The organism is Moraxella bovoculi 237 (assembly GCF_000696305.2).
In the GTDB taxonomy this organism is placed as follows: Bacteria; Pseudomonadota; Gammaproteobacteria; order Pseudomonadales; family Moraxellaceae; genus Moraxella; species Moraxella bovoculi.
Window position 1 is genome coordinate 27,635 of sequence record NZ_AOMT01000013.1, and the last position, 20,480, is coordinate 48,114.

Annotated in this window: 23 protein-coding genes; 8 read left to right on the top strand and 15 right to left on the bottom strand. The window is 46.9% G+C overall.

Features of this window, described 5'->3' with window-relative positions:
- The first annotated feature begins 138 nt into the window (after positions 1–138).
- From MBO_RS03550 to MBO_RS03575, 6 genes are all read left to right on the top strand, one after another.
- Positions 139–807, top strand: a complete 669-nt coding sequence (locus MBO_RS03550; protein ID WP_036363792.1) for a riboflavin synthase — start codon at positions 139–141, stop codon at positions 805–807.
- Positions 808–970: 163 nt separating this feature from the next.
- Complete coding sequence (fmt, locus tag MBO_RS03555; RefSeq protein ID WP_036363794.1) at positions 971–1,972, top strand: methionyl-tRNA formyltransferase; 1,002 nt, start codon at positions 971–973, stop codon at positions 1,970–1,972.
- Position 1,973: 1 nt separating this feature from the next.
- On the top strand, positions 1,974–3,299 hold the full coding sequence (gene rsmB, locus MBO_RS03560) for a 16S rRNA (cytosine(967)-C(5))-methyltransferase RsmB (protein WP_226997779.1): 1,326 nt from the start codon (positions 1,974–1,976) through the stop codon (positions 3,297–3,299).
- Between the two features lie 69 nt (positions 3,300–3,368).
- Positions 3,369–4,784 (top strand): threonine synthase, encoded by a 1,416-nt coding sequence (gene thrC / locus MBO_RS03565; RefSeq protein ID WP_036363797.1) that lies wholly within the window; start codon positions 3,369–3,371, stop codon positions 4,782–4,784.
- Positions 4,785–4,847: 63 nt separating this feature from the next.
- Positions 4,848–6,032 (top strand): DNA-processing protein DprA, encoded by a 1,185-nt coding sequence (dprA, locus tag MBO_RS03570; protein WP_036363800.1) that lies wholly within the window; start codon positions 4,848–4,850, stop codon positions 6,030–6,032.
- Positions 6,019–6,645: an L-threonylcarbamoyladenylate synthase gene (locus tag MBO_RS03575; protein WP_052585282.1), complete on the top strand. Its 627-nt coding sequence runs from the start codon at positions 6,019–6,021 to the stop codon at positions 6,643–6,645. Before dprA ends, MBO_RS03575 begins: the two co-directional genes overlap by 14 nt.
- 99 nt (positions 6,646–6,744) lie before the next feature.
- Here MBO_RS03575 and MBO_RS03580 read toward each other — a convergent pair whose 3' ends face one another.
- The 12 genes from MBO_RS03580 to MBO_RS03625 form a co-directional block, all read right to left on the bottom strand.
- Positions 6,745–6,993 (bottom strand): GlsB/YeaQ/YmgE family stress response membrane protein, encoded by a 249-nt coding sequence (locus tag MBO_RS03580; RefSeq protein ID WP_036363803.1) that lies wholly within the window; start codon positions 6,991–6,993, stop codon positions 6,745–6,747.
- A 198-nt stretch (positions 6,994–7,191) separates the two neighbouring features.
- Positions 7,192–8,292 (bottom strand): bifunctional 3,4-dihydroxy-2-butanone-4-phosphate synthase/GTP cyclohydrolase II, encoded by a 1,101-nt coding sequence (gene ribBA / locus MBO_RS03585; protein ID WP_036363806.1) that lies wholly within the window; start codon positions 8,290–8,292, stop codon positions 7,192–7,194.
- Between the two features lie 77 nt (positions 8,293–8,369).
- Positions 8,370–9,023: an HI_0552 family protein gene (locus MBO_RS03590; RefSeq protein WP_052585283.1), complete on the bottom strand. Its 654-nt coding sequence runs from the start codon at positions 9,021–9,023 to the stop codon at positions 8,370–8,372.
- Positions 9,020–10,204, bottom strand: coding sequence for an MFS transporter (locus MBO_RS03595; protein WP_036363809.1), 1,185 nt, complete (start codon positions 10,202–10,204; stop codon positions 9,020–9,022). The genes MBO_RS03590 and MBO_RS03595 overlap by 4 nt, the downstream gene beginning before the upstream one ends.
- Before the next feature lie 73 nt (positions 10,205–10,277).
- Positions 10,278–11,552, bottom strand: coding sequence for a replication-associated recombination protein A (locus MBO_RS03600; protein ID WP_036363812.1), 1,275 nt, complete (start codon positions 11,550–11,552; stop codon positions 10,278–10,280).
- Entirely contained in the window at positions 11,540–12,307 is a 768-nt protein-coding gene (locus MBO_RS03605; protein ID WP_036363815.1) for a hypothetical protein, read from the bottom strand. The genes MBO_RS03600 and MBO_RS03605 overlap by 13 nt, the downstream gene beginning before the upstream one ends.
- A 222-nt stretch (positions 12,308–12,529) precedes the next feature.
- Complete coding sequence (locus tag MBO_RS10025) at positions 12,530–12,772, bottom strand: class I SAM-dependent methyltransferase (RefSeq protein WP_227712661.1); 243 nt, start codon at positions 12,770–12,772, stop codon at positions 12,530–12,532.
- 10 nt (positions 12,773–12,782) lie between these two features.
- Positions 12,783–12,944 (bottom strand): hypothetical protein, encoded by a 162-nt coding sequence (locus MBO_RS10030; RefSeq protein WP_226997777.1) that lies wholly within the window; start codon positions 12,942–12,944, stop codon positions 12,783–12,785.
- 67 nt (positions 12,945–13,011) lie between these two features.
- Positions 13,012–13,110, bottom strand: a complete 99-nt coding sequence (locus MBO_RS10035; protein WP_226997776.1) for a TPMT family class I SAM-dependent methyltransferase — start codon at positions 13,108–13,110, stop codon at positions 13,012–13,014.
- Positions 13,111–13,122: 12 nt separating this feature from the next.
- A complete protein-coding gene (locus MBO_RS03615; protein WP_036363818.1) occupies positions 13,123–13,932 on the bottom strand; it encodes a thioesterase family protein in 810 nt (269 codons plus the stop codon).
- A 216-nt stretch (positions 13,933–14,148) separates the two neighbouring features.
- Positions 14,149–14,367 carry a tautomerase family protein gene (locus tag MBO_RS03620; RefSeq protein WP_036363821.1) on the bottom strand — a complete coding sequence of 73 codons (219 nt, stop codon included), beginning with the start codon at positions 14,365–14,367 and terminating at the stop codon, positions 14,149–14,151.
- A 65-nt stretch (positions 14,368–14,432) separates the two neighbouring features.
- Positions 14,433–15,560 (bottom strand): YbfB/YjiJ family MFS transporter, encoded by a 1,128-nt coding sequence (locus MBO_RS03625; protein ID WP_036363824.1) that lies wholly within the window; start codon positions 15,558–15,560, stop codon positions 14,433–14,435.
- A gap of 146 nt (positions 15,561–15,706) precedes the next feature.
- On the opposite strand from MBO_RS03625, the gene MBO_RS03630 reads away from it, so the two are divergent.
- Together MBO_RS03630 and MBO_RS03635 are read left to right on the top strand one after the other, a co-directional pair.
- Positions 15,707–16,342, top strand: a complete 636-nt coding sequence (locus MBO_RS03630) for a LysR family transcriptional regulator (RefSeq protein WP_160169660.1) — start codon at positions 15,707–15,709, stop codon at positions 16,340–16,342.
- A 15-nt stretch (positions 16,343–16,357) separates the two neighbouring features.
- Positions 16,358–16,555: a type 2 periplasmic-binding domain-containing protein gene (locus tag MBO_RS03635; RefSeq protein ID WP_152545096.1), complete on the top strand. Its 198-nt coding sequence runs from the start codon at positions 16,358–16,360 to the stop codon at positions 16,553–16,555.
- Between the two features lie 94 nt (positions 16,556–16,649).
- On the opposite strand, the gene MBO_RS03640 is transcribed toward MBO_RS03635, so the two are convergent.
- From MBO_RS03640 to MBO_RS03650, 3 genes are all read right to left on the bottom strand, one after another.
- A complete protein-coding gene (locus MBO_RS03640; RefSeq protein WP_036363827.1) occupies positions 16,650–17,549 on the bottom strand; it encodes a hydroxymethylglutaryl-CoA lyase in 900 nt (299 codons plus the stop codon).
- Positions 17,550–17,655: 106 nt separating this feature from the next.
- The gene (locus MBO_RS03645) at positions 17,656–19,632 is read right to left on the bottom strand and encodes an acetyl/propionyl/methylcrotonyl-CoA carboxylase subunit alpha (protein ID WP_036363830.1); all 1,977 of its coding nucleotides are present in this window, start codon (positions 19,630–19,632) and stop codon (positions 17,656–17,658) included.
- Positions 19,633–19,677: 45 nt separating this feature from the next.
- Positions 19,678–20,469 (bottom strand): enoyl-CoA hydratase-related protein, encoded by a 792-nt coding sequence (locus MBO_RS03650; protein WP_036363834.1) that lies wholly within the window; start codon positions 20,467–20,469, stop codon positions 19,678–19,680.
- Positions 20,470–20,480: the final 11 nt, after the last annotated feature.

The following is a 20,480-nucleotide window of genomic DNA, read 5'->3' on the forward strand; positions in this document are numbered from 1 at the left end:
GTTATCCACAGGATTTTTATCATTAGTATATTGCGCTAATCTGATAACTTTATGAGTAAATAATTTGATGAGTTATATCAATTAAATTTTGATTTAAATAATATTAATAATCTAGAAATTAGGATGTTGAGACTAAGTATGTTTACAGGTATCATAGAGACGACAGGCACGCTGACCGCCATTACGCCCACAGGTGGCGATGTGCGATTAACCATTTCTGCCCCCGAGCTTGATTTTGGCGATGTCAAATTGGGCGATTCCATTGCGTCCAACGGTATTTGCTTGACGGTGGTGGCAATAGACGGCAACAGCTATACGGTCGATGTTTCACGTGAAACATTAGCCATTTCCGCCCTAAACGTCTGGAAGGTGGGCGATACGCTGAACCTAGAAAAAGCCATGCTCCCAATCACGCGTTTTGGTGGGCACATCGTGGCAGGTCATGTGGACGGCGTGGGCAAAATCGCCAAAATCGCCAAAGACGCTCGCTCGGTCTATATCGAAGTCGCCCTACCGTCAGAGCTGATGAAATACACTGCCGACAAAGGCTCAATCACGGTGGACGGCATCAGTCTCACGACCAACCGCATAAAGCCGTCTGAACATATCGTCTGCCTGAATATCATTCCGCACACTGCTGAGATGACCAACATCGCACGACATTGGGCGGTGGGGCGAGCGGTGAATATAGAAGTGGATTTGGTGGCACGGTATTTGGAGCGACTTATCGGAGCAAAAACCGACACACCCCAAAGCAACATTACCGAAGAGCTATTAATAAAAAGTGGGTTTTTTAAACAGGCTTAATGAATTCAATATGTGGTATAGGATTTGTGGTGGCGTGCTGTACACGTCTATGAAATGATAATACCAAAGGACGTGTTCAGTACGTCCCCACATTCATATTATTAAATTGGATTGCGGTAATTTAAAAATATATGATAATTACCCAATATTATAAAGGTAAAAAATGAACCATAAATTACGCCTAATTTTCGCAGGCACACCAGAATTTGCCAAAGTCGCCTTACAAGCCCTGATTGACCGCCAAGATGAGCTAAATCTTGATATTGTGGCGGTCTATACTCAGCCCGACCGCAAGGCAGGACGGGGACAAAAATTGACCGCCAGTCCCGTCAAAGAGCTTGCCCTTAGTCATAATATTCCTGTGGAACAGCCGATAAGTTTTAGCTTAAAGCATGAAAACGGACAGGTTTCACGTGAAACGCTTGCCAATTATCGCCCTGATGTGATGATTGTTTGTGCTTATGGCTTGATTTTACCGCTTGGCATCTTAAATACTCCAACCTATGGTTGCCTAAATATTCACGGCTCGCTACTGCCTAGGTGGCGTGGGGCGGCTCCCATTCATCGCTCGATTTTGGCGGGCGATACGACCACAGGCATTACCATCATGCAGATGAATCAAGGACTTGACACGGGCGATATGCTCTACAAGCTCCCTTGCGAAATTATAGATACTGACACAACCCAAACGCTTCATGACAAACTTGCCGAGCTTGGCGGGCAGGCGATGGTAATAGTGTTAAAAGACTTGGCAACTTATCAAGCCAATGCTAAGCCACAAGACGACAGTCTTGCCAATTATGCTGAAAAAGTAAGCACCGATGAAGGGCGAATCAACTGGCAAAATTCTGCTCATCACATTAACCGCCAAATCCGTGCGTTAAATGCGTTTGCTTTTTTAAATGGCGAGCGTATCAAGGTGCTAGAATGCACGCCCATAAAGCCTGACCAAACCACGACCGAGACGGCAGGTAAGATTGTAAGCATTGGGCGAAAGGCGGTGCTGGTGGCGTGTGGTGCTGATGACAATGGCAATAAGCATTTGATAAATATCACAAAAATGCAATGGGCAGGGGGTAAGCCTTTGACTGCCGAACAAATTGCGGTGGGTGATAAATTAAAAGACGGACAGGTTTTTGATAATAATGCTGACAATGGGCAATAATATGCAAATCAATCCACAATTACCCGTCCGAGCCAATATTATTTTAACCCTCGAAAAAATCAATCAAGGGCAATCTTTATCATTATTATTAGACGATTTATTGACCGCCGTCAAAGATAATGAAAAAGGCTTTACTCACGAATTATTATTAGGCACGCTTCGTCATTGGCACGCCATTAGTCGCATTGGCGAGAGTTTGATAAAGCAGCCCCCAACCGATATTGGCATTACTTGTGCGTTAAACATGGGCTTGTATGAACTTTTATATATGAACACGCCTGATTATGCCATTATTAACGAAACATTAAATGCGGTCAAATCTTTAAATAAAAATTATGGCGTAGGGCTAATTAACGCCATATTGAGAAAAGTGGCGGATAAAAAAGAAAAATTCGCCAAAAAGATAAATAAAAATCACAGCCTGCCAAATTGGCTTGCCAAAGAATTAAAACAAGATTGGGGCGATTATTATGAAAATTTGGGGCAAAATCTGCGAAAACCCGCTCCGATATTTTTGCGTGTGAATGGCAAATTTAGCACACTTACATATTATGCTAATCTGTTAAATTCTGCCGATATCGCCCACGAAATTCTACCGCTTGGCGTGGCACACGAGCGTGTGATTAAGCTGACTGCTTCGCAAAAAGTGCAATCTTTACCACATTTTCAAGACGGTTTTGTGAGTGTGCAAGACCGTCATGCACAGCTTTGTGGGCATATTTTAAAGGCGTTAAACCTACCCAAAAACCTAAGACTGTTGGACGCTTGCACCGCCCCAGGGGGTAAGTTGGCTCAAATGTTGGAGTTGTCAAACGATGTGTTTCACGTGGAACATGTTACGGCATTAGACAATGACGAAAAACGTCTAAACCGTGTGCATGACAATTTGGCTCGCTTGCAGTTGGCGGACAAGGCGGACGTGATTTGTGCGGATGGCACGAGTTATCGCACGGACACGCCCTTTGATGTCATCGTGCTTGACGCTCCGTGCAGTGCCACGGGGGTCATCAGGCGACACCCTGACATTGCCCTGCTTCGCACCGAGCAAGATGTCGCCCAAACGGTTGCCTTACAAGCTAAAATTTTACAAAATCTGTGGCAGAATCTGGTGGTGGGCGGACATTTGTTCTATATTACCTGCTCCTTGTTAAAGGCGGAAAACGAACACCAAATCACAAATTTCCTTGCCAAAATATCAAACGCCAAAGCGGTGGATTTTGAATTGACCCTACCCAATCAAATCAAGCAAGCGGTGGGTTATCAATGCTTGCCTTTAAATGACGATGACGGCGACGGGTTTTATTATGCGTTGCTACAAAAAGTGTAACGGCATTTGCCAAACTGTGCTAAAATTTGGCTAATTTGTTTTATTATAAACTTTTTATTTGGAAAATTTATGCAATACATCAGTACTCGTGGTAATACCGCTCCCATGCAGTTTAGTGACGTTCTATTGATGGGTCTTGCTCCTGATGGCGGTTTGATGCTGCCAGAGGTGTATCCGCAAATTGACCGTACTACTTTGGATAAATGGCGTTCGCTGTCTTATACCGAGCTTGCTTTTGAGATTATGTCGCTGTTTGCAACAGACATCCCAAGCGATGATTTAAAAGCTCTAATCGATAAAACCTACACCAAGGCGGTGTTTAACTCAGATGACATCACGCCAGTAACACGCTTGTATGATGATGTGTATTTGCTTGAGCTGTCCAATGGCCCAACGCTTGCCTTTAAAGACATGGCGATGCAATTTTTGGGCAATGCCTTTGAATACGTCTTAAAGCAAAAAGGCGAAAGACTGACCATCATTGGCGCAACCTCTGGCGATACAGGCAGCGCAGCAGAATATGCGCTGCGTGGCAAAGATAATATCCACGTCTTTATGATGTCGCCACATGGCAAGATGAGTGCCTTTCAGCGCGCGCAGATGTATAGTCTAGATGATGACAATATTCATAATATTGCCATCAATGGCATGTTCGACGACTGTCAAGACATCGTAAAGGCTCTGCAAGAAGATGCTGATTTTAAGGCGAAATATAGCCTTGGCACGGTCAATTCAATCAACTGGGGTCGTATTTTAGCTCAGATTGTTTATTACTTTAAGGGTTATTTTGGTGCGACGAATAGTAATGATGAGAAAGTGAGCTTCTGCGTGCCATCGGGCAACTTTGGTAACATCTGCGCAGGTCACATTGCTCGTGAGATGGGCTTGCCGATCGATCGCCTTATTGTCGCGACCAACGAAAATGACGTGCTAAATGAATTTTTTGCCACTGGTAATTATGCGCCAAGAAAGGCAAGCGAGACTTTCGTAACGTCTAGTCCGTCGATGGACATTTCAAAAGCGTCTAATTTTGAGCGTTTTATTTATCTTCTGCTTGATAAAGATACCAGCAAGGTTAACGCCTTATTCAACGATGTGAGAACTGGCAAGGGCTTTGATCTAGAAGATAAATTAAGCGACATCAATGGCAAATTTGGCTTCGTATCTGGTAAATCCACCCATGCTGACCGTCTAGACACCATTAAAAAAGTACACACTGAGACGGGCAGACTTATCGACCCGCACACAGCCGATGGCGTCAAGGTGGCACTAGATGTCAAGCAAGCCAATGAAAAAATCGTCGTGGCTGAGACTGCCTTGCCGATTAAATTTGAAGAAACCATGACAGAAGCCTTAGGTCAAATTGACCTACCAAGACCTGAGCACACTGTGGGACTAGAAGACAAAGAGCAGTTCGTAACCATTCTGGAAAATGATGCTCGTCTGGTAGCAGAACAGATCAAAAATGTAGTTGCTGCCAAATAAATCCATCATAAAAAACAGCCAAAATCATGATGATTTGGCTGTTTTTATCTGCTTATGATAAATATGTCTTATCAAACTTTAAATGCGCATACAGCCACTTTAGCGCTTTGGTACATCGTTAATACATCGCTATCGTCTTATTATAAGCTGATGGGCGCTTTTGATGATCCTAAGTCTGCACTGAGCCAGCCTGTCGATGCGTGGCGTTCATTGTCGATTCATACCGCCCACATCAAAAGGTGGGAAGATGAGGATAATGTGATGGCATTCGTCAATAAAGTTTCGGATGACGTCAATCGTGGTGTGTATGGCGTGTTATTCTGTGGTGATGAGGATTATCCTGTTCAATTAACCAATATTTATGATCCGCCGCCGGTGCTGTTTTATCGGGGTAATGTCGCTCGGTTGATGGATAAACAAATCGCCATCGTTGGTAGCCGTAATCCGACAGAGCATGCACAGAAAATCACCTTTGATATGGCGCAATATTTGGTGCAGTCGGGTTTTAGTATCACCAGCGGTCTGGCGCAAGGTGTAGATCGTGCTGCACACCTTGGTGCCTTGTCTCAAGATGATGTATTGGGGTGCACCATCGGCGTGATGGGTACGGGCATCGATGTCTGTTATCCTAAGAATCATAACGCATTATTCGCACAAATCATCCAAGATGGCGGTGTGCTGATTACTGAGCTTCTGCCAAGCACCCCTGCCAGTAAGCATACTTTTCCACGTCGCAATCGATTGGTGGCAGGGCTGTCATTAGTGACCGTGGTTACAGAAGCCGCACTTCAAAGCGGTTCGCTCATCACGGCTCGTCTGGCCGCTGAGCAAGGCAAACAGGTCTTCGCTGTGCCAAGCTTGATTGATAATAAGAATGCTGAAGGTTGCCATCATCTCATTCGAGAGGGTGCAACGCTCATCTATCATCCAGATCAGATCTTAGAAGATATTCAAGATGAGAGCGCTTATACTGCGCTGCCTAAGACGTTCTCGCGTGGCGTTTCGGCATTTAGTGATGAACAAGTTTCATCAGAAGAAATTAAGCCCGCTGCTAAGGCTGAGCCCTTTGTGCCTGTGGTGCCGAATCATTTGGCGCTTTTGATATCGAGGCTTGGCAGCGAGCCGAAGGATTTGGATGCTTTGGTTGCAAGTACTGGCATGGATACGGGCAGCCTACTGGCTCAGCTGATGGAGCTTGAATTATTGGGGTTAGTGGCTCAAATCGGGGGTCGTTATGTGCGAACCTAAGATTTTTAATATTGATCAAATCCCTGATGTGGTGAATTTCTTACGTTTGGGCGGTGTGCTTGCCTATCCTAGTGAAAGCGTATGGGGGCTGGGCTGCGATGCTTTTAATACATCAGCCATTGAGCGGATTTTTGAGCTAAAATCACGTCCTGAGCACAAGGGATTGATTGTATTGACTGATAGCACTGCCAAAGTTGCGCCGCTATTACAGGATCTACCCCAAGAGCTACAGAGCGATGTTTTACAAAAGCTTCAAAAAGCAAATGACGAATTTGATGTCCATACTGCTGATCAAGCCCAAACTTATCTCATGCCAGTCTCTAAGTTGGTAAAATTACCCAAAATACTTACGGGCGGCTTTGACACATTGGCGGTACGCGTGACGCATCATCCGATATTGGCGCAGATTTGCAATCAATTAACCAACGCCGAAAACCCTTTTGGATTTTTGGTATCTACCAGCTGTAACATCAGCGGTGCACCATCTGCCACCGTAATTAATGAAGCGATGGCGTATTTTGGCAGTCAAGTAGCGTATCTTAACACAGATGGTTTAGGTTTTACCAAGCCGAGTCAAATTATCGATCTGATGACGGGCGATGTGTTAAGATAATTAAATGTTCCACGTGGAACTAATCAAACCATAATTAATGCAACAAGCAAGTAAAAAAGACAGGCATAAAACCTGTTTTTTTATTGTAAATGCCATGAATTAGGTGCGCTTAGCAATAAACTCATAGATGAACAGTACAATGATCGCACCAATCACAGAAAGCACTAAGCCACCAAAGCCACCACCAGCGTGAATGCCTAAGCCGCTAGCGATTAGATCGCCTACGAATGCACCTACAATACCTAGAATGATGGTTAGAATCCATCCCATGCTGTCAGCGCCTGGCTTGATTGCACGTGCTAATAAACCTACGATAAATCCAATAATAATTGTCGAAAGCCATGCCATTTTTAATCTCCTCAAGTTTTGTTAATGATTGGGATCTAGCAATTAACCTTGATTTCATTATACATAACTCAGATGGTTTTGATAGTCAAATCGGCCAGATAATTGTATAAGCTGTGTCGCAAAATTCCGTTATCTGACCAAAAATTAATCAAAATGTTAACTTATGTGACTAGCGTTGGTTTTGGGTGTTAGTTTGGGTTATTTTGGTGCACTAACAGACTCTACGATATTTAGATCAAAGCCCGATACGTTAAATTTGGCAGGGCTAGACAATAGGCGCATGTCGCGAACATCTAGCAGTTTTAGGATCTGTGCGCCCACACCAATGCTGCGGTATGGCTCTTTTGCTTCGTGGATACTGTTATTTGCTTTGCATTTATCCAATGCGTCGCTTAGATCCACAGGTGCGCCATTATCGATCCATACGAATACACCGCGATCGCTTTGACCGATTTCTTTTAGGGCGGCTCGGATGTCCCAGCCTGATTTGCCCGTGGTGCTGTCGCTTGCGCCTAATAAGTCGCGCAGTGGGTTTAGGCTGTGGACACGAACGGTGGCTACGCCTTCGGATGGTTCGCCTTTGGTTAGGGCGATATGAATCTCACTTGCGCCATATTCTTGGAAGCGGTGCAGGGTAAATTGACCAAATTCGCTGTCAAACTCACGGCTATCGATGAGTTCTACGGTTTGTTCGTTGGTCATGCGATAGTGAATTAGGTCGGCGATGGTGCCGATTTTTAGGCCGTGTTCTGCTGCGAACACCTCAAGATCATCACGACGTGCCATCTCACCATCTTCTTTGATGATTTCACAAATCACTGCTGCAGGCTCAAGTCCTGCAAGGCGCGCTAGATCACAACCTGCTTCTGTATGACCAGCGCGATGCAGCACACCGCCTTTTTTTGCCATGATGGGGAAGATATGCCCAGGCTGGACGATGTCTGATGGTTTGGCAAATGGCGCAACCGCAGCTTGAATGGTGCGGGCGCGATCAGCCGCTGAGATGCCTGTGGTAACACCTTCGGCAGCTTCGATTGATAGGGTGAAGTTGGTGCTGAATTTGGCGCCGTTCTTGTCGCTCATGAGCGGCAGCTCAAGCTGTTTGCAACGCTCTTCTGATAAGGTTAGGCACACAAGACCGCGTGCGTATTTAATCATAAAGTTAATGTCTTCGGCGCGCACGTGCGTTGCTGCCATGACAATGTCGCCTTCATTCTCGCGGTCTTCGTCATCCATTAAGATGACCATTTTGCCGGCTTTGATGTCTTCGATGATTTCTTGTGCGGTGTTTAGTGCCATGGGAGGTCTGCCTAAGTTGATAATTTTATAAGAATATGGGGGTGGTTTGGATTTTATAAAGGGCGATGATCAAAATCTTAATCGGTCAATTTGCCGTGACAATGTCGGTATAAATCAGACAGCGTCGCGGTGGTTTGCACTGCCCAACTCACCAATGAATCAGCATCAAAATCATCCAAATCCTCCGCCAAGATATAAGTGCCAACTCGGAACCAATTGGTGTCGGTGTCCAGATGTTGATCATTAAAGTCATGGTAAAATCCGCTCATCGGCATAAAATTACCATATTCATCAGTATCATTCGTCCAATAATAAAACGGCAAATCACCATCCGTGATTTTGGATAAGTCAGCATCTATCCATGTGTTAAAGTTAGCCAACGTAGATGCTGATTGTGCCGCCTTGTAAGCGTGCCAGTCAAGCTGAATCATTAGGCGTTTTTTGTTCAAAATAACACTAATGATCGGTGCGTTGCCAAGATAGGCATCGTATTTAAAATAAGCAAAAAAGTGATTGCGAATCTGCCAGCCGTTGCACCATTTTTTGATGTGTGGCGTGGCGAATTGTGTGGGCAGATTGGCATAGACAGACAGGATGAAAGCCTTAAAATCCTGCCATGCACCTTGATGATTTGCCTTAATGATGGGCAGATTATCTGCATGATCGTGCTTTAGTAGTTTGATTTGCGAGTGTGGTTTGTCCAGAATATGAGCGTGCCTTTGGGTGATCATGATTTGCTTTCAAACATGTAAGGGCGCGTGGCGAACCAAGCAAAGTAGATATTGGCAACCATGAGCGCCAAAAATGTCATAAGTGGCATGTGCCAATCTTGATAAATCTCAAACAGCTTGCCAAGCAGCACAGGCCCAAAAAACGCAATCGTATAACCCACCGCCTGCACCATTCCCGACACATCACGAGCGGTCTCGGCATCATGTGTGCGCAGCGAGAACATCATAAGTGATAGGGTAAAAATAGACGCCGCACCCAGCCCCATTAATAAAGACCACAGATGCAGATACTCTGGCATATAAATCAGACCAGCCACACCAACAGCATCCAAAATGGCAGCGACCACAGCCGTGACACGCACAGGCGCGCCGCGCTTGATGAGATAGGTTAGCGCGATGATGGTGAACGGTGCGGCAATCTGAAAGGTGAGCGCAAGCTCAGTCGCACGATGTAGTGGCAGCCCCTTGGCAGCCCCGATCATCGGCAAGAATGCCGCCATCCCATAGAACAGCAGCGACTGAATGCCCATAAATGCTGCCAGTGCCCACGCATTAATGTCCGCCCATGGATTGAAGTTTGATTTGCCTTGGCTTGTTAAAGTACTGTTAGGCTTGCTGCGCTTGGCGATTATCAGCCAGATGATGAGTGTCATCACACCGACTACCGCCCATGAGCCCATGCCAATTTGCCAACCAAAAGCTTGCGTCATCGGCAGCACCGCCCACGCCACTCCGCCTGCAAAAAGCGACATACATAGACTAAGCAGGCCTGTCATCAGTGCGATGTGGTTGGGCGCGTGTTTTTTGATGAGTGGTGCGCCAAGTGTGTTCATAAAACCAATCGCAAGCGCCATCACGCCCGTGCCGACGAAGAATAGCCCAGCATCACCCAAGACGCGCACACCAAGTGCAAGGCTTAGCAGTCCCACCATCAAGATTAAACTCTGCTCAAGCCCTAGACGCCTTGCAAGATAAGGCGATAACAGTGAGCCTATCGCAAAGGCAGGCATTGGTAGCGCGCCAAGCCAGCCGATCATGCCATCTGTCAGACCCAGTGTGTCTTTTAGAATTGGCGCAAGCGAGCCTAACATGACAATCGGCGCGCGCATGTTAACAGCAAGTAGAATGAGTGCGATGGCAACTAGGGCGAGTGGGACGGCTGTGGCTTTTGATTGTTTCACGTGGAACACCTAAGGCTGATTGGCTGGTTAAGTAATTTATTTTAAATATAAAATCTTCAATTGATTCACTACATCATGGAACACTTGCCTTTAGCCAATTCATAAAATTAAAACTTGCTTGTTCTTTTTGATTGTCGGCAAAATGATAAAAGCGTTTGCCAATCAAATTATCAGGCAAATAGGTTTGGGGATAATAATGATTGGCATAATCGTGCGGATAGACATAATCCACACCATAGCCTGATTGTTTCATGAGTTCGGTTACGCCATTCCTTAGATGCAGCGGTACGGGCGAGTTGTCGTTTTTGACAAAGGCAAGGGCTTCGTTAATGGCGGTGTAGGTGCTGTTGGATTTGGGCGATGTGGTAAGATAGACAGTCGCTTGGGCAAGGATAATGCGGGCTTCGGGCATACCGATAGACTGCACCGAACGCAAGGCGGTGTCGGCAAGTAGTAGGGCGTTGGGGTTGGCAAGTCCGATGTCCTCACTTGCCAAAATCACCAGTCGCCTTGCGATAAAGGTGGGGTCTTCGCCAGCAGTCAACATACGAGCGAGCCAATAAATGCTAGCGTCAGCGTCCGAGCCACGCACTGATTTGATGAATGCCGAGATGACATCATAGTGCATATCGCCTGCCCTGTCGTAGCGTGGGAGTACGGTTTGGGCGATGTTTTGGAGCAGGGTGTCGTCTATGATTAGGGTGTGATTGTCTGAGTTTTGGCAGGCGATTTCTAATAAATTGAGTGCCTTACGAGCATCCCCACTGGCAAGGCGTACGATATTGGCAAGGTCGCCTTGTACCGTGAAATTTTTCAAAAATGTATCAGTCGCCAACGCCCTTTTTAATACTTGTACCAATTCATCAACGGTCAATGGCTCCAAGCGATACACTTGACAGCGAGAGAGCAGGGCGTTGTTTACGCTAAAAGACGGATTTTCGGTGGTCGCCCCAATCAGGGTAATCTTGCCAGACTCAACCGCCCCAAGCAGAGCGTCTTGTTGGGCTTTGTTAAATCGATGAATTTCATCAATAAAAAGCACAGGCGAGCCAAAATCAAAACCGCCTGTCATGCCTTTTCCGCCGTCTATCAGTTCACGCAACTCCTTGACGGTCAAATCAAGGGCGGATAGCAGATGAAATTCACGCCCAACAGCATGGGCAAGTAGACGTGCCAAAGTCGTCTTGCCAATGCCTGCTTCGCCATACAAAATCAGGCTTGGCAAGTGGTTATGAGCAATCATACGGCTAATGGGGGCATTGTCGCCCAATAGGTGCGTCTGTCCGATGATGTCGGATAAGCTCTTTGGGCGGACTCGTTCGGCAAGCGGGGTGTTTAAAGTAGCCATTTTGGAGTTTTGTACCAATGGTATTTTGTCAATAAATCGATTAAAAATAATGCAGGGGTAAATAAAATAAAGAAATAAAAATCAGCCCCCAGATATCTTATCATGAGAAATCCAGTAAGATAATTTAATATAAACTCTACTAGATTGATATTCTTTAATTTTGGATTTAATCGTAATGTTGTATGGCAATTTTGACACACAAAATCATCATCAATCGTTTTATGTAGTCTTTGCGATTGGCAATGTAGGCAATAAGTGGTAAATCTATTAAACGTGGCTTTTAATTCATCATGAGCAAGCGATACATTAAAATCATTTTTGATAGTATCATAAATATCAACGCCCTTTATAATGAGTTTGTTTTTTAATTTATAAGCATGGTAATATTTAAGATTATTTTCAATGGCAAAAATACCCATAACAATTAAAATGCCAATAATAATGGCAAATGTTATCCAAAATTCTGTACCAAGATTTAATTTATCAAAATTATCAACGGTAAATATGATGGCATAAAAAATTGCAAACATAACCGCAACAACAGTATATATTTTATATTGATGTTTGGTAAAATATTTGGTAAATTGCCAAAAGGTCATTTGCTCCAAATCAGGCGTAAAAGGATTAACCAAAATGCTTCTTTGGCAATGCGGACAAAAAATAATGCCATTTTCATAAATCACATTATCAAAGACCTGACCGCAATCGCTGTGCGGACAAGTGCATGGGGCGGGTGGTGAAAAAATGGGTTTCACGGAGTATTATACTATTTTTTAGGCTTGTAGGGGCAAATCACATTTGCCCTTTGAAATATCAAATTTTTGGGCGAATGTCATTCGCCCCTACACGTCCAAATTTTAAAATACATCTTTGTTGAACAATACCGCCAATTTTAACATTTTTAATTGTCGTTTGACGTAAAAAATTACCAAAATAAAAAAGGGCTTTCGCCCCATTATGCCATTATCCACCCCTTTTCACAAGATTGGTAAACAGCTCTCAACCTTCTCTAGGCTTGACTGAATTATGAACCACTCCATGGTCTGTATGCCAAAATAAGGCTCAAACAACGCGCGATACTCCGCCATACTACCCCCAAACGGCGGACTGCTCTGAAACTCACAATCAAACAGTACACCCGCCGGTCGCCCCTTATCACGTAGCAAGCGATGCACTTGGCGAGCATATTCATCACGGCGGCTTGGGTCTATCGCACCCAAAAAGTCTGCTCTATGATGATGTCAAACTGCCCAACCCAAGCATATGCACATCAAAAAAGTCATGACAAATCAAATGCTTGGGGTTAAAGGTAGGATTGGCGTTGGCAAAATTATCCAGTACAGATGGCACGATGTCAAGCACATGGACGTTGGTAAATCCTAGCTCGTGCAAATAACGGGCTTCGTGAGTATTACCTGCTCTGACAATGAGCAGTAGCGCGGATTTATCGGTGAGTGTGTCAAAATACGCCTAGTGGGGGTGATACTTGTCCTAAGTCCCAACCTGTCTGGTTGGCTTTGTACCGATCTTGCCAAAACTGGGCTTGATTAACGTCCATGCCATGCTCCTTTTAGGGTTTGCCAATGTGGCGAACGGTTAGAATCTGTTCGGCACGCCCAAATGAGCCATGTTCGTCATACAGAACACTGCTCGTCAGACCCACACCACTCTCGCCAATCTGCTGCACGGTATCTAACCCCAGCCATCGCCCTCTAGGAATACGATACAGATGAATCTGTAGGTCGATACTTGGGGAAATCCACGCTCTGTCCTTAGTGCGCATGGCGATGCCGTTGGCGGTGTCCACCATGCCGATCAGGTGTACGAAGTCTGATGTTGGTTCGTCTGCTACCATCTCAATGTCAGTGTCGAACCACACTAGGCTTTTTCCGGTACGGTGATGGGCGACCTTCGCCTTTAGTGTATTAATATAGCCGCTGTCCCATACGCTTATGCCATCCCAGTCCGGCAGGTCAATGGGGCTACAAGAAGCGTCCTCAGTCCCTGCAATCGCGCTCGTGTCACTGACAGCAAGTCGCCAAGCACGCATGATGATGCTAACTCGCTCGGTGCCATTCTTATCAAAGGTGGATAGAGTGCTCTCGATCAGCTCGATCGTGCGCCCTGTGCGGATGAAGCGTGTACGAACGACCGTCTCGCCCTGATAAATCACGCCCAGAACGTCTAGACTTAGGCGTGCGATCGCCAAATCATTTCGGGGAAAAAACTGCTCAAGCTCGCGCGCCATTAGCCCTGTGGCAACAGCCATGTGCTGCTCGAATGGATTCCAAACACCTTGGGCGTAATCGGTTGATTGATACTGCGCGGTGGTGGTGTCATCATTGACGCTGCGACTGATTGGCTCATAATAGGCACGCATACAAACTCCTTTTTGTGTGGGTGTGGATCGATGAATAAAAAGTCTCGCTGTGCGGATTAATTTAACTGGCAAAATACTTGTCAAAGATTTGTAAGATTCTGACAGCAAAAGCACTAAAAATTATCGACACATGTTCCTAAAATTTAAAATAATTTCACCAAGAAGTCAATAAACAAAACGCCATGCATAGATGGCGTTTTGTGCTTTTGGAGGGTGTTAGTCTTTTGTTTTGGCGGCTTTTCGCACTTCGGTAATGGAGCGACCGCCCAAGCCATAATTATCCATGTCAATCTCATCAATGACTACCACCGTCGTGGCAGGGTTTTTGTTGAGAACTCGCCCAAGCAGTTCGGTAACGCCTTGGATGAGTTCTGCTTTTTGTCCGGTGGTGGGGGCTTCAGTGCCGCCCGTTACTTTGATATTTACATAAGGCATGACATGCTCCTATTGTGTTGTGGTTAAGGTAAAAAGATAAATTTATTCGTTATTTGGTTACAAGTTTACGCTCGTTGGTGGCAGATGACCGCGCCCAATATTAACGCTAGTGTGGCAAGCCCAAGCGCAGGGGCGAAACTTTGGGTAGCTCCATACAGGCCACCTGCAACCAAAGGCCCGACAATCTGCCCGATGCTGTATGACAGCGTGGCTAGAGCGATGAGATTTTTGCTGGTGGTTTTGGCGATCATCTGCGCCACTGACATGACAATCGTTACCGTCCCCATAAACGCACCGCCTACGAGCAAGGCACTCATCAGATACCCTGCCATGTTTGGCATGATAATGGGGAACATGACCCCGATGATTTGGGCGGTGAAATTGGCAATCAGTGCCACACGAGCTCCCAAGCGAACATGAACCATGTGCCACACAAAACAAGACGGCACCGCCGACAAACCAAACACTGCCCAGATATGTCCCACGTTCACATCGGGCAACATCATGTTCACCAGCAGGGGCAGATACGTGGCGGTGATGATATAACCAAACCCTGCCAGCCCATAGAGTGCGATGAGTGCATTGGCGGTAAGTTTTGGTGTGGTGATGAGTGCATTGCTTGATTGGTGACTGTCGGCTGGCTTTTGTAAAAATAATCCATGTAGCACAAATAAAGACAACACGACCGCAAGCACCCCAAGCCATAGCCACAGCCCAGATGAATCCATGCCCGCACCTACGCCCCACACGACAAGCTCGGATGATAAGGCAATACCAAGCCCCACACCTGCGTACATGAGCGGGGTTGTGCCGGTGTGTTTTTGTTTGGCAAGTAGCCACATTGAGGCCGACACGATGCCTAGGGCACTAAACACCCCTGCCAAAAACCGCACACCACCAAGCCACAAAGCCCCCGAGATCATTGACATCAAGCCAAGGCATACGCTCGTGCCAATCAGAGCAATTAAGGTAAAGACGCTTGATTTGTCCGCCTTGATGCGCACAGCGAAGAGCGCCCCGACTAAGTAGCCGACATAGTTCGCTGAGACGGCAACGCTCCCTTGTGCCACACTTAGCACGTCGTCTGTTACCATATATGGGTACAACGCCGTATAAGCAAAACGACCAAATCCCATGACAAGGGCAAGTATGAGAGCGGCTTCAAGTCCGTTCTTGATGGCGGATGATTTCATAGCATTAAAAAATGGTGGTATAAATGATTGAAATATTCTAGCAACCATTCATAATAAGGTAAATATCACAAATCCGAAAACAGTGCTCGATCTGCCGAACAATTACTCTAAAGTTATCAATATATCTCATGCAGCATCTCAACGACATGGCAATTTTTTTTGTGGAAATTGTACGCAGTAAAAGCTTTTCAAAGGCAGGCGTTCATCTTTCCATGCCAAAATCCACATTCTCCGAGCGTATCAAGCGACTGGAAAAATCGCTTGGCGTGCAACTGCTAAACCGCACCACACGCAAGATTGAGCTGACCGAAGTAGGCGAGCTGTATTTTGACAAAGCCCAAAAAATCATCGATTTTGCATTGGCAACCCATGAGCTGATTAGCGACTTTGGGCAAGGGGTGTATGGCGAAGTTAGGATTTCGTTGCCGGTGGATTTTGCTTATGAACTCACCGCTCCGATTGTACCTAAGTTCTGTGAACGCTATCTTGATATCAGGCTGTCTTTTGACCTAAATTCTTGTAAGGTGGATCTGGTGAGTGAGCCTTATGATGTGGTCATTCGACTGTGGACGGCGGACAGTGATAGCCTGGTGAATCATCTTAGTTTTGATTTGGACGGTGGGCTATATGCTTTGCCAGATTATCTAAATGTACATGGCAATCCGCAAAACCCTGATGAGATGTATCAACACAAGCTCATTCGCATCAAGGCGGGCTATAATCGGCAGTGGCGGCTGTTTGACAAACAAGGGGCAGAGACAATCATTCATGCGGACGGTTAGCTGTTTTCAAACAGTTTGGGGTTTACGCTACGGCTTGGCTTACAAGGGCTTGACGTGGTCGCCTTGCCACGCAGGTTGGCGGACAGTGTCGTCAAGGCAGGTGCTCTGGTCAAGGTGTTGCCTGATTGGGAGCTTATGCCAGTTCGGGTCTATGTCCTAACCACGACCCGACTGCCCCCCCTGCCAAAGTGCAGGCGTGGATTGGGTCTTTGAAAAATGAACTTATCGACGCCAAAAAATAAGCCCACCACAGACATGATCTTGACAGACTTATTTTTATCTAGTGAACGTGATGGGTGACTGGCGATTAGCTACAATTTGCCAGATAAGCCTTGGTCGCCATCGAGCCGTTGTCTCGATTGAGTTTTTGGCAGATGTCGGCGCTCACTTTAACGAGCTTATCAATGTCAATGCCTGTCGATAGACCAAGCCCTGTCATTAGATAATGCACGTCTTCGGTGGCGACATTGCCCGATGCGCCTTTTGCATAAGGACAGCCGCCAAGACCGCCCACGCTGGCATCGAAGATTCGCACGCCCATATTTAAGCTCTCATGGATGTTCGCGATCGCCATGCCGTAGGTGTTGTGATAATGCCCTGCGATGACGCTGACATCCAGCTCATCCATGCAGGCTTGTAGCATGGCTTTGATGCGATTAGGCGTGGCGGTGCCGATCGTCTCGCCCAGCGAAATCTCATAACAGCCCATGTCGTACAGGCGACGTGCGACTTTGGCGACGATTTTTGGGTCTGTTGCGCCTTCATAAGGACAATCGACCACGCACGACACATAGCCGCGGACCTTGATGTCATGCTCTTTGGCAAGCGCTAAGATGTCTGCAAATCTGTCTATGCTTTCATCGATGCTACAGTTGATGTTCTTTTGGGTGAAGGTCTCGCTTGCACCTGTGAACACGGCCACTTCTTTACAGCCAGCCGCCAGGGCATCTTCAAAACCGCGCAGATTCGGCGTCAGTAGAAAAAAGCTCACGTCCGTATCGGTGGGCAACCTTCCAAAAATCTCCGTACTGCCCGCCATCTGCGGCACCCATTTTGGCGAGACGCATGAGCCAGCTTCGATGAATTTTAGATTGGCATCTGCCAGCCCTTGAATGAGAGTAAGCTTATCGCCCATGCTAAGCGGTGTTTTTTCGTTTTGTAGGCCGTCTCTTGCGCCCACTTCTACGATCTTGATGTCAGGTTTCATTTTTTTATCCTTAAAAATAGGGTTAAAGTGCATCCATCAGGGGATGGCAGATGGGCGGTTTGGCTTGTTATCTGCCAAACACCCATGCTGAATTACCATCCTGTCATTATTGGTCATTTAGGGTGAAAGCAACGAGCTCATCACCGGCTTTGACCTGATCGCCTGCTTGATAATACACTTCTGACACCGTGCCGTCTTCTGGGGCTTTGATGGTGTAGACGATTTTCATGGCTTCCATGGTCAGTAGGATCTCGTCTTTTGAGACGCTTTGACCTGATGAGACGCGCACATCCACGATCACGCCTGGCATTGGCGCGGTCAGACCGCCGCTGTCGCCATCATCATCTGTGCCGTAGTCAGCCTTGGGGTGGGTGAATTTGATGGCGTTGGCGCCGAAGCGATCATCAAATACCGTCACTCCGTCCGCACTTTGGCTAAATGCCACGCTTTGGCGTTTACCACCGATCGTCATGTCAGTGGTGTGATCATCGGTTAGGCTGCCTGTCACGGTAAAGCTCTTATCGCCCACATTCGCTGTCCATATATCCTTGTCATGGCTGAATGTCACCACGTGCGTCTCGTCTTGATGGATGATTTTGACGGTTTGGGTGGTTGGGGTGTTTAGTCGCCATAATGAGGACTTTTGCCAAATGCTGCCCTTACCAAGTCCGCTTAGTAGCTTAATGAATGCTGTCTTGGCGATCAGTTCATCATCCACTTGAATGGTCGGACGAAGCAAGAAATCTTCTTCGCGAGCGATTAGGTTGGTGTCTAGTTTGACATGCTTAAAGCTGTCGGTTCTTAAGATACGCTCCAAGAAGGCGATGTTATTGCCTAGCCCATCAATGTGCGTCTGTGATAGTGCGTGGCGAAGTTTGCCGATGGCCTCCTCGCGGTTCTTGCCCCAGACGATGAGTTTGGCGATCATCGGATCATAGAAAGTAGTGATCTCATCACCTGCCACGATGCCGCTGTCGATGCGCACGCTGTCGGTCACGTCAGGATATGACAGATGGGTGATCTTGCCTGTCGCTGGCAGATAGCCTTGTTCTGGAATCTCAGCATAGATACGCGCTTCTAGGGCGTGACCTGTTGAGGTGAGCTCGTCTTGGGATTTTGGTAGTGGTTCGCCATAGGCCACGCGAAGCTGCCACTCCACTAAGTCCACACCTGTGATCATCTCTGTCACAGGATGCTCGACTTGCAGGCGAGTGTTCATCTCCATGAAGTAGGCTGTGCCGTCTTGTTCTACGATGAACTCGACCGTCCCTGCGCCGACATAGCCGACTGCACGACCTGCGTTGATGGCGGCAGTACGCATCTGAGCTAACTTCTCTTCGCTGATGTTCGGCGCTGGTGCTTCTTCGATGACTTTTTGGTGGCGGCGCTGAACTGAGCAGTCGCGCTCAAATAAGTGCACCACATTGCCAAAGCTGTCACCAAAAATCTGCACTTCCACATGGCGAGGATTCACGATGTATCGCTCAATCAAGACATCATCGTTGCCGAAGCTAGACAGTGCTTCACGCTTACAAGACGACAGGCTCTCTAGGAAATCCTCTGCACGCTCAACCAAGCTCATGCCCTTGCCGCCGCCGCCAGCGCTTGCCTTGATCAGCACAGGATAGCCGATGCGATCTGCTTGTTCTTTTAGGAAGGCTGGGTCTTGATTCTCGCCGTGATAGCCAGGGGTTAGCGGTACGTTCGCCTTTTCCATGAGGGCTTTTGAGGTGGCTTTTAAACCCATCGCAAGAATCGCTTCGACAGGCGGGCCGATAAAGACGATGTCGTTGTCAGCGCAAGCTTTGGCAAATTGGTCATTCTCGGACAAGAAGCCATAACCAGGATGAATCGCTTCGGCGCCTGTCGCCTTGGCAACTTCGATGATCTTATCCATGAGCAGATAGCTTTTTGAGACCTGCGATTCACCGATGTGCACCGCTTCATCCGCTTGTTTGACGTGCTGGGCGTTCTTATCGGCATCTGAATATACCGCCACGGTGGCGATGCCAAGATTTTTACAAGTTTTGATCACACGGCAGGCGATCTCGCCGCGGTTAGCAATTAGAATTTTTCTAAACATTTCAATTATCCTTTTAAAATTATTAAATTTATCAGTCAAGTACAGCTACTTAATCCAGTTCGGCGTTTGCTTATTTAAGAATGCATCTAGGCCTGATTTGGCTTCGTCGCCTGTGCGCACGGTGGCGATGTGGTTAGCGGTGCTGTTAAGTAGGCTGTCATCGATGCTGGCGTGATCCACCATGGTGATCAGTTCTTTACTGGCGGTTTGGGCGTTGGGTGCGCCTTTTTTGATTTCGCTGATAATCTGACTGATAATCTCATCAAGTCCGTCATCATCTTCGGCAATTTCATGCACAAGCCCAATCTGCTGAGCTGTATTGGCATTGATACGCTCAGCGGTCAAGAAGTAGCGGCTGGCTTGTCTTGCGCCGATCGCACGCACCACATAAGGGCTGATGGTGCTAGGCGCAAGTCCTAGGCGCACCTCTGATGTGGCGAATTTGGCGTTTTGGCTGGCTACCGTGATGTTGCAGGCGCTGACCAGTCCCATGCCGCCGCCGAGTGCAGCGCCATGCACGCGAGCGATGGTGGGCTGGCGAACGGTTGCGATGCGTTCTAGCATTTTGGCAAGCTTTAGGGCGTCGGCTGAGTTGGTGTCAAAGTCTGCCTGTCCCATCTCTTTCATCCATGACAGATCAGCGCCCGCCGAGAAGCTTTTACCACGACCGCCAAGCACGATGACGCGTACGTCCGCCTTTTTATCCAACGTATCAAAGCAAGCATGAAGTTCGCTGATGACATCGGCGTTAAAGGCGTTGTGTACGTCAGGACGGTTTAGCCAGACATGGGCGATTTGGTTGTCAATGATGCATTCTATCGTGGTATAACTGTTCATCTTATTTCCTT

What these genes read in the sequence shown, in the direction of transcription:
- MBO_RS03640 (WP_036363827.1), bottom strand. Translation starts at nt 17,549, where the DNA reads ATGAAACCTGACATCAAGATCGTAGAAGTGGGCGCAAGAGACGGCCTA.
- fmt (WP_036363794.1), top strand. Translation starts at nt 971, where the DNA reads ATGAACCATAAATTACGCCTAATTTTCGCAGGCACACCAGAATTTGCC.
- MBO_RS03615 (WP_036363818.1), bottom strand. Translation starts at nt 13,932, where the DNA reads ATGCGTGCCTATTATGAGCCAATCAGTCGCAGCGTCAATGATGACACC.
- rsmB (WP_226997779.1), top strand. Translation starts at nt 1,974, where the DNA reads ATGCAAATCAATCCACAATTACCCGTCCGAGCCAATATTATTTTAACC.
- MBO_RS03550 (WP_036363792.1), top strand. Translation starts at nt 139, where the DNA reads ATGTTTACAGGTATCATAGAGACGACAGGCACGCTGACCGCCATTACG.
- MBO_RS03620 (WP_036363821.1), bottom strand. Translation starts at nt 14,367, where the DNA reads ATGCCTTATGTAAATATCAAAGTAACGGGCGGCACTGAAGCCCCCACC.
- MBO_RS03590 (WP_052585283.1), bottom strand. Translation starts at nt 9,023, where the DNA reads ATGATCACCCAAAGGCACGCTCATATTCTGGACAAACCACACTCGCAA.
- dprA (WP_036363800.1), top strand. Translation starts at nt 4,848, where the DNA reads ATGTCTTATCAAACTTTAAATGCGCATACAGCCACTTTAGCGCTTTGG.
- MBO_RS03650 (WP_036363834.1), bottom strand. Translation starts at nt 20,469, where the DNA reads ATGAACAGTTATACCACGATAGAATGCATCATTGACAACCAAATCGCC.
- thrC (WP_036363797.1), top strand. Translation starts at nt 3,369, where the DNA reads ATGCAATACATCAGTACTCGTGGTAATACCGCTCCCATGCAGTTTAGT.
- MBO_RS03575 (WP_052585282.1), top strand. Translation starts at nt 6,019, where the DNA reads ATGTGCGAACCTAAGATTTTTAATATTGATCAAATCCCTGATGTGGTG.
- MBO_RS03580 (WP_036363803.1), bottom strand. Translation starts at nt 6,993, where the DNA reads ATGGCATGGCTTTCGACAATTATTATTGGATTTATCGTAGGTTTATTA.
- MBO_RS03630 (WP_160169660.1), top strand. Translation starts at nt 15,707, where the DNA reads ATGGCAATTTTTTTTGTGGAAATTGTACGCAGTAAAAGCTTTTCAAAG.
- MBO_RS03625 (WP_036363824.1), bottom strand. Translation starts at nt 15,560, where the DNA reads ATGAAATCATCCGCCATCAAGAACGGACTTGAAGCCGCTCTCATACTT.
- MBO_RS03600 (WP_036363812.1), bottom strand. Translation starts at nt 11,552, where the DNA reads ATGGCTACTTTAAACACCCCGCTTGCCGAACGAGTCCGCCCAAAGAGC.
- MBO_RS10035 (WP_226997776.1), bottom strand. Translation starts at nt 13,110, where the DNA reads ATGGACGTTAATCAAGCCCAGTTTTGGCAAGATCGGTACAAAGCCAAC.
- MBO_RS03645 (WP_036363830.1), bottom strand. Translation starts at nt 19,632, where the DNA reads ATGTTTAGAAAAATTCTAATTGCTAACCGCGGCGAGATCGCCTGCCGT.
- ribBA (WP_036363806.1), bottom strand. Translation starts at nt 8,292, where the DNA reads ATGGCACTAAACACCGCACAAGAAATCATCGAAGACATCAAAGCCGGC.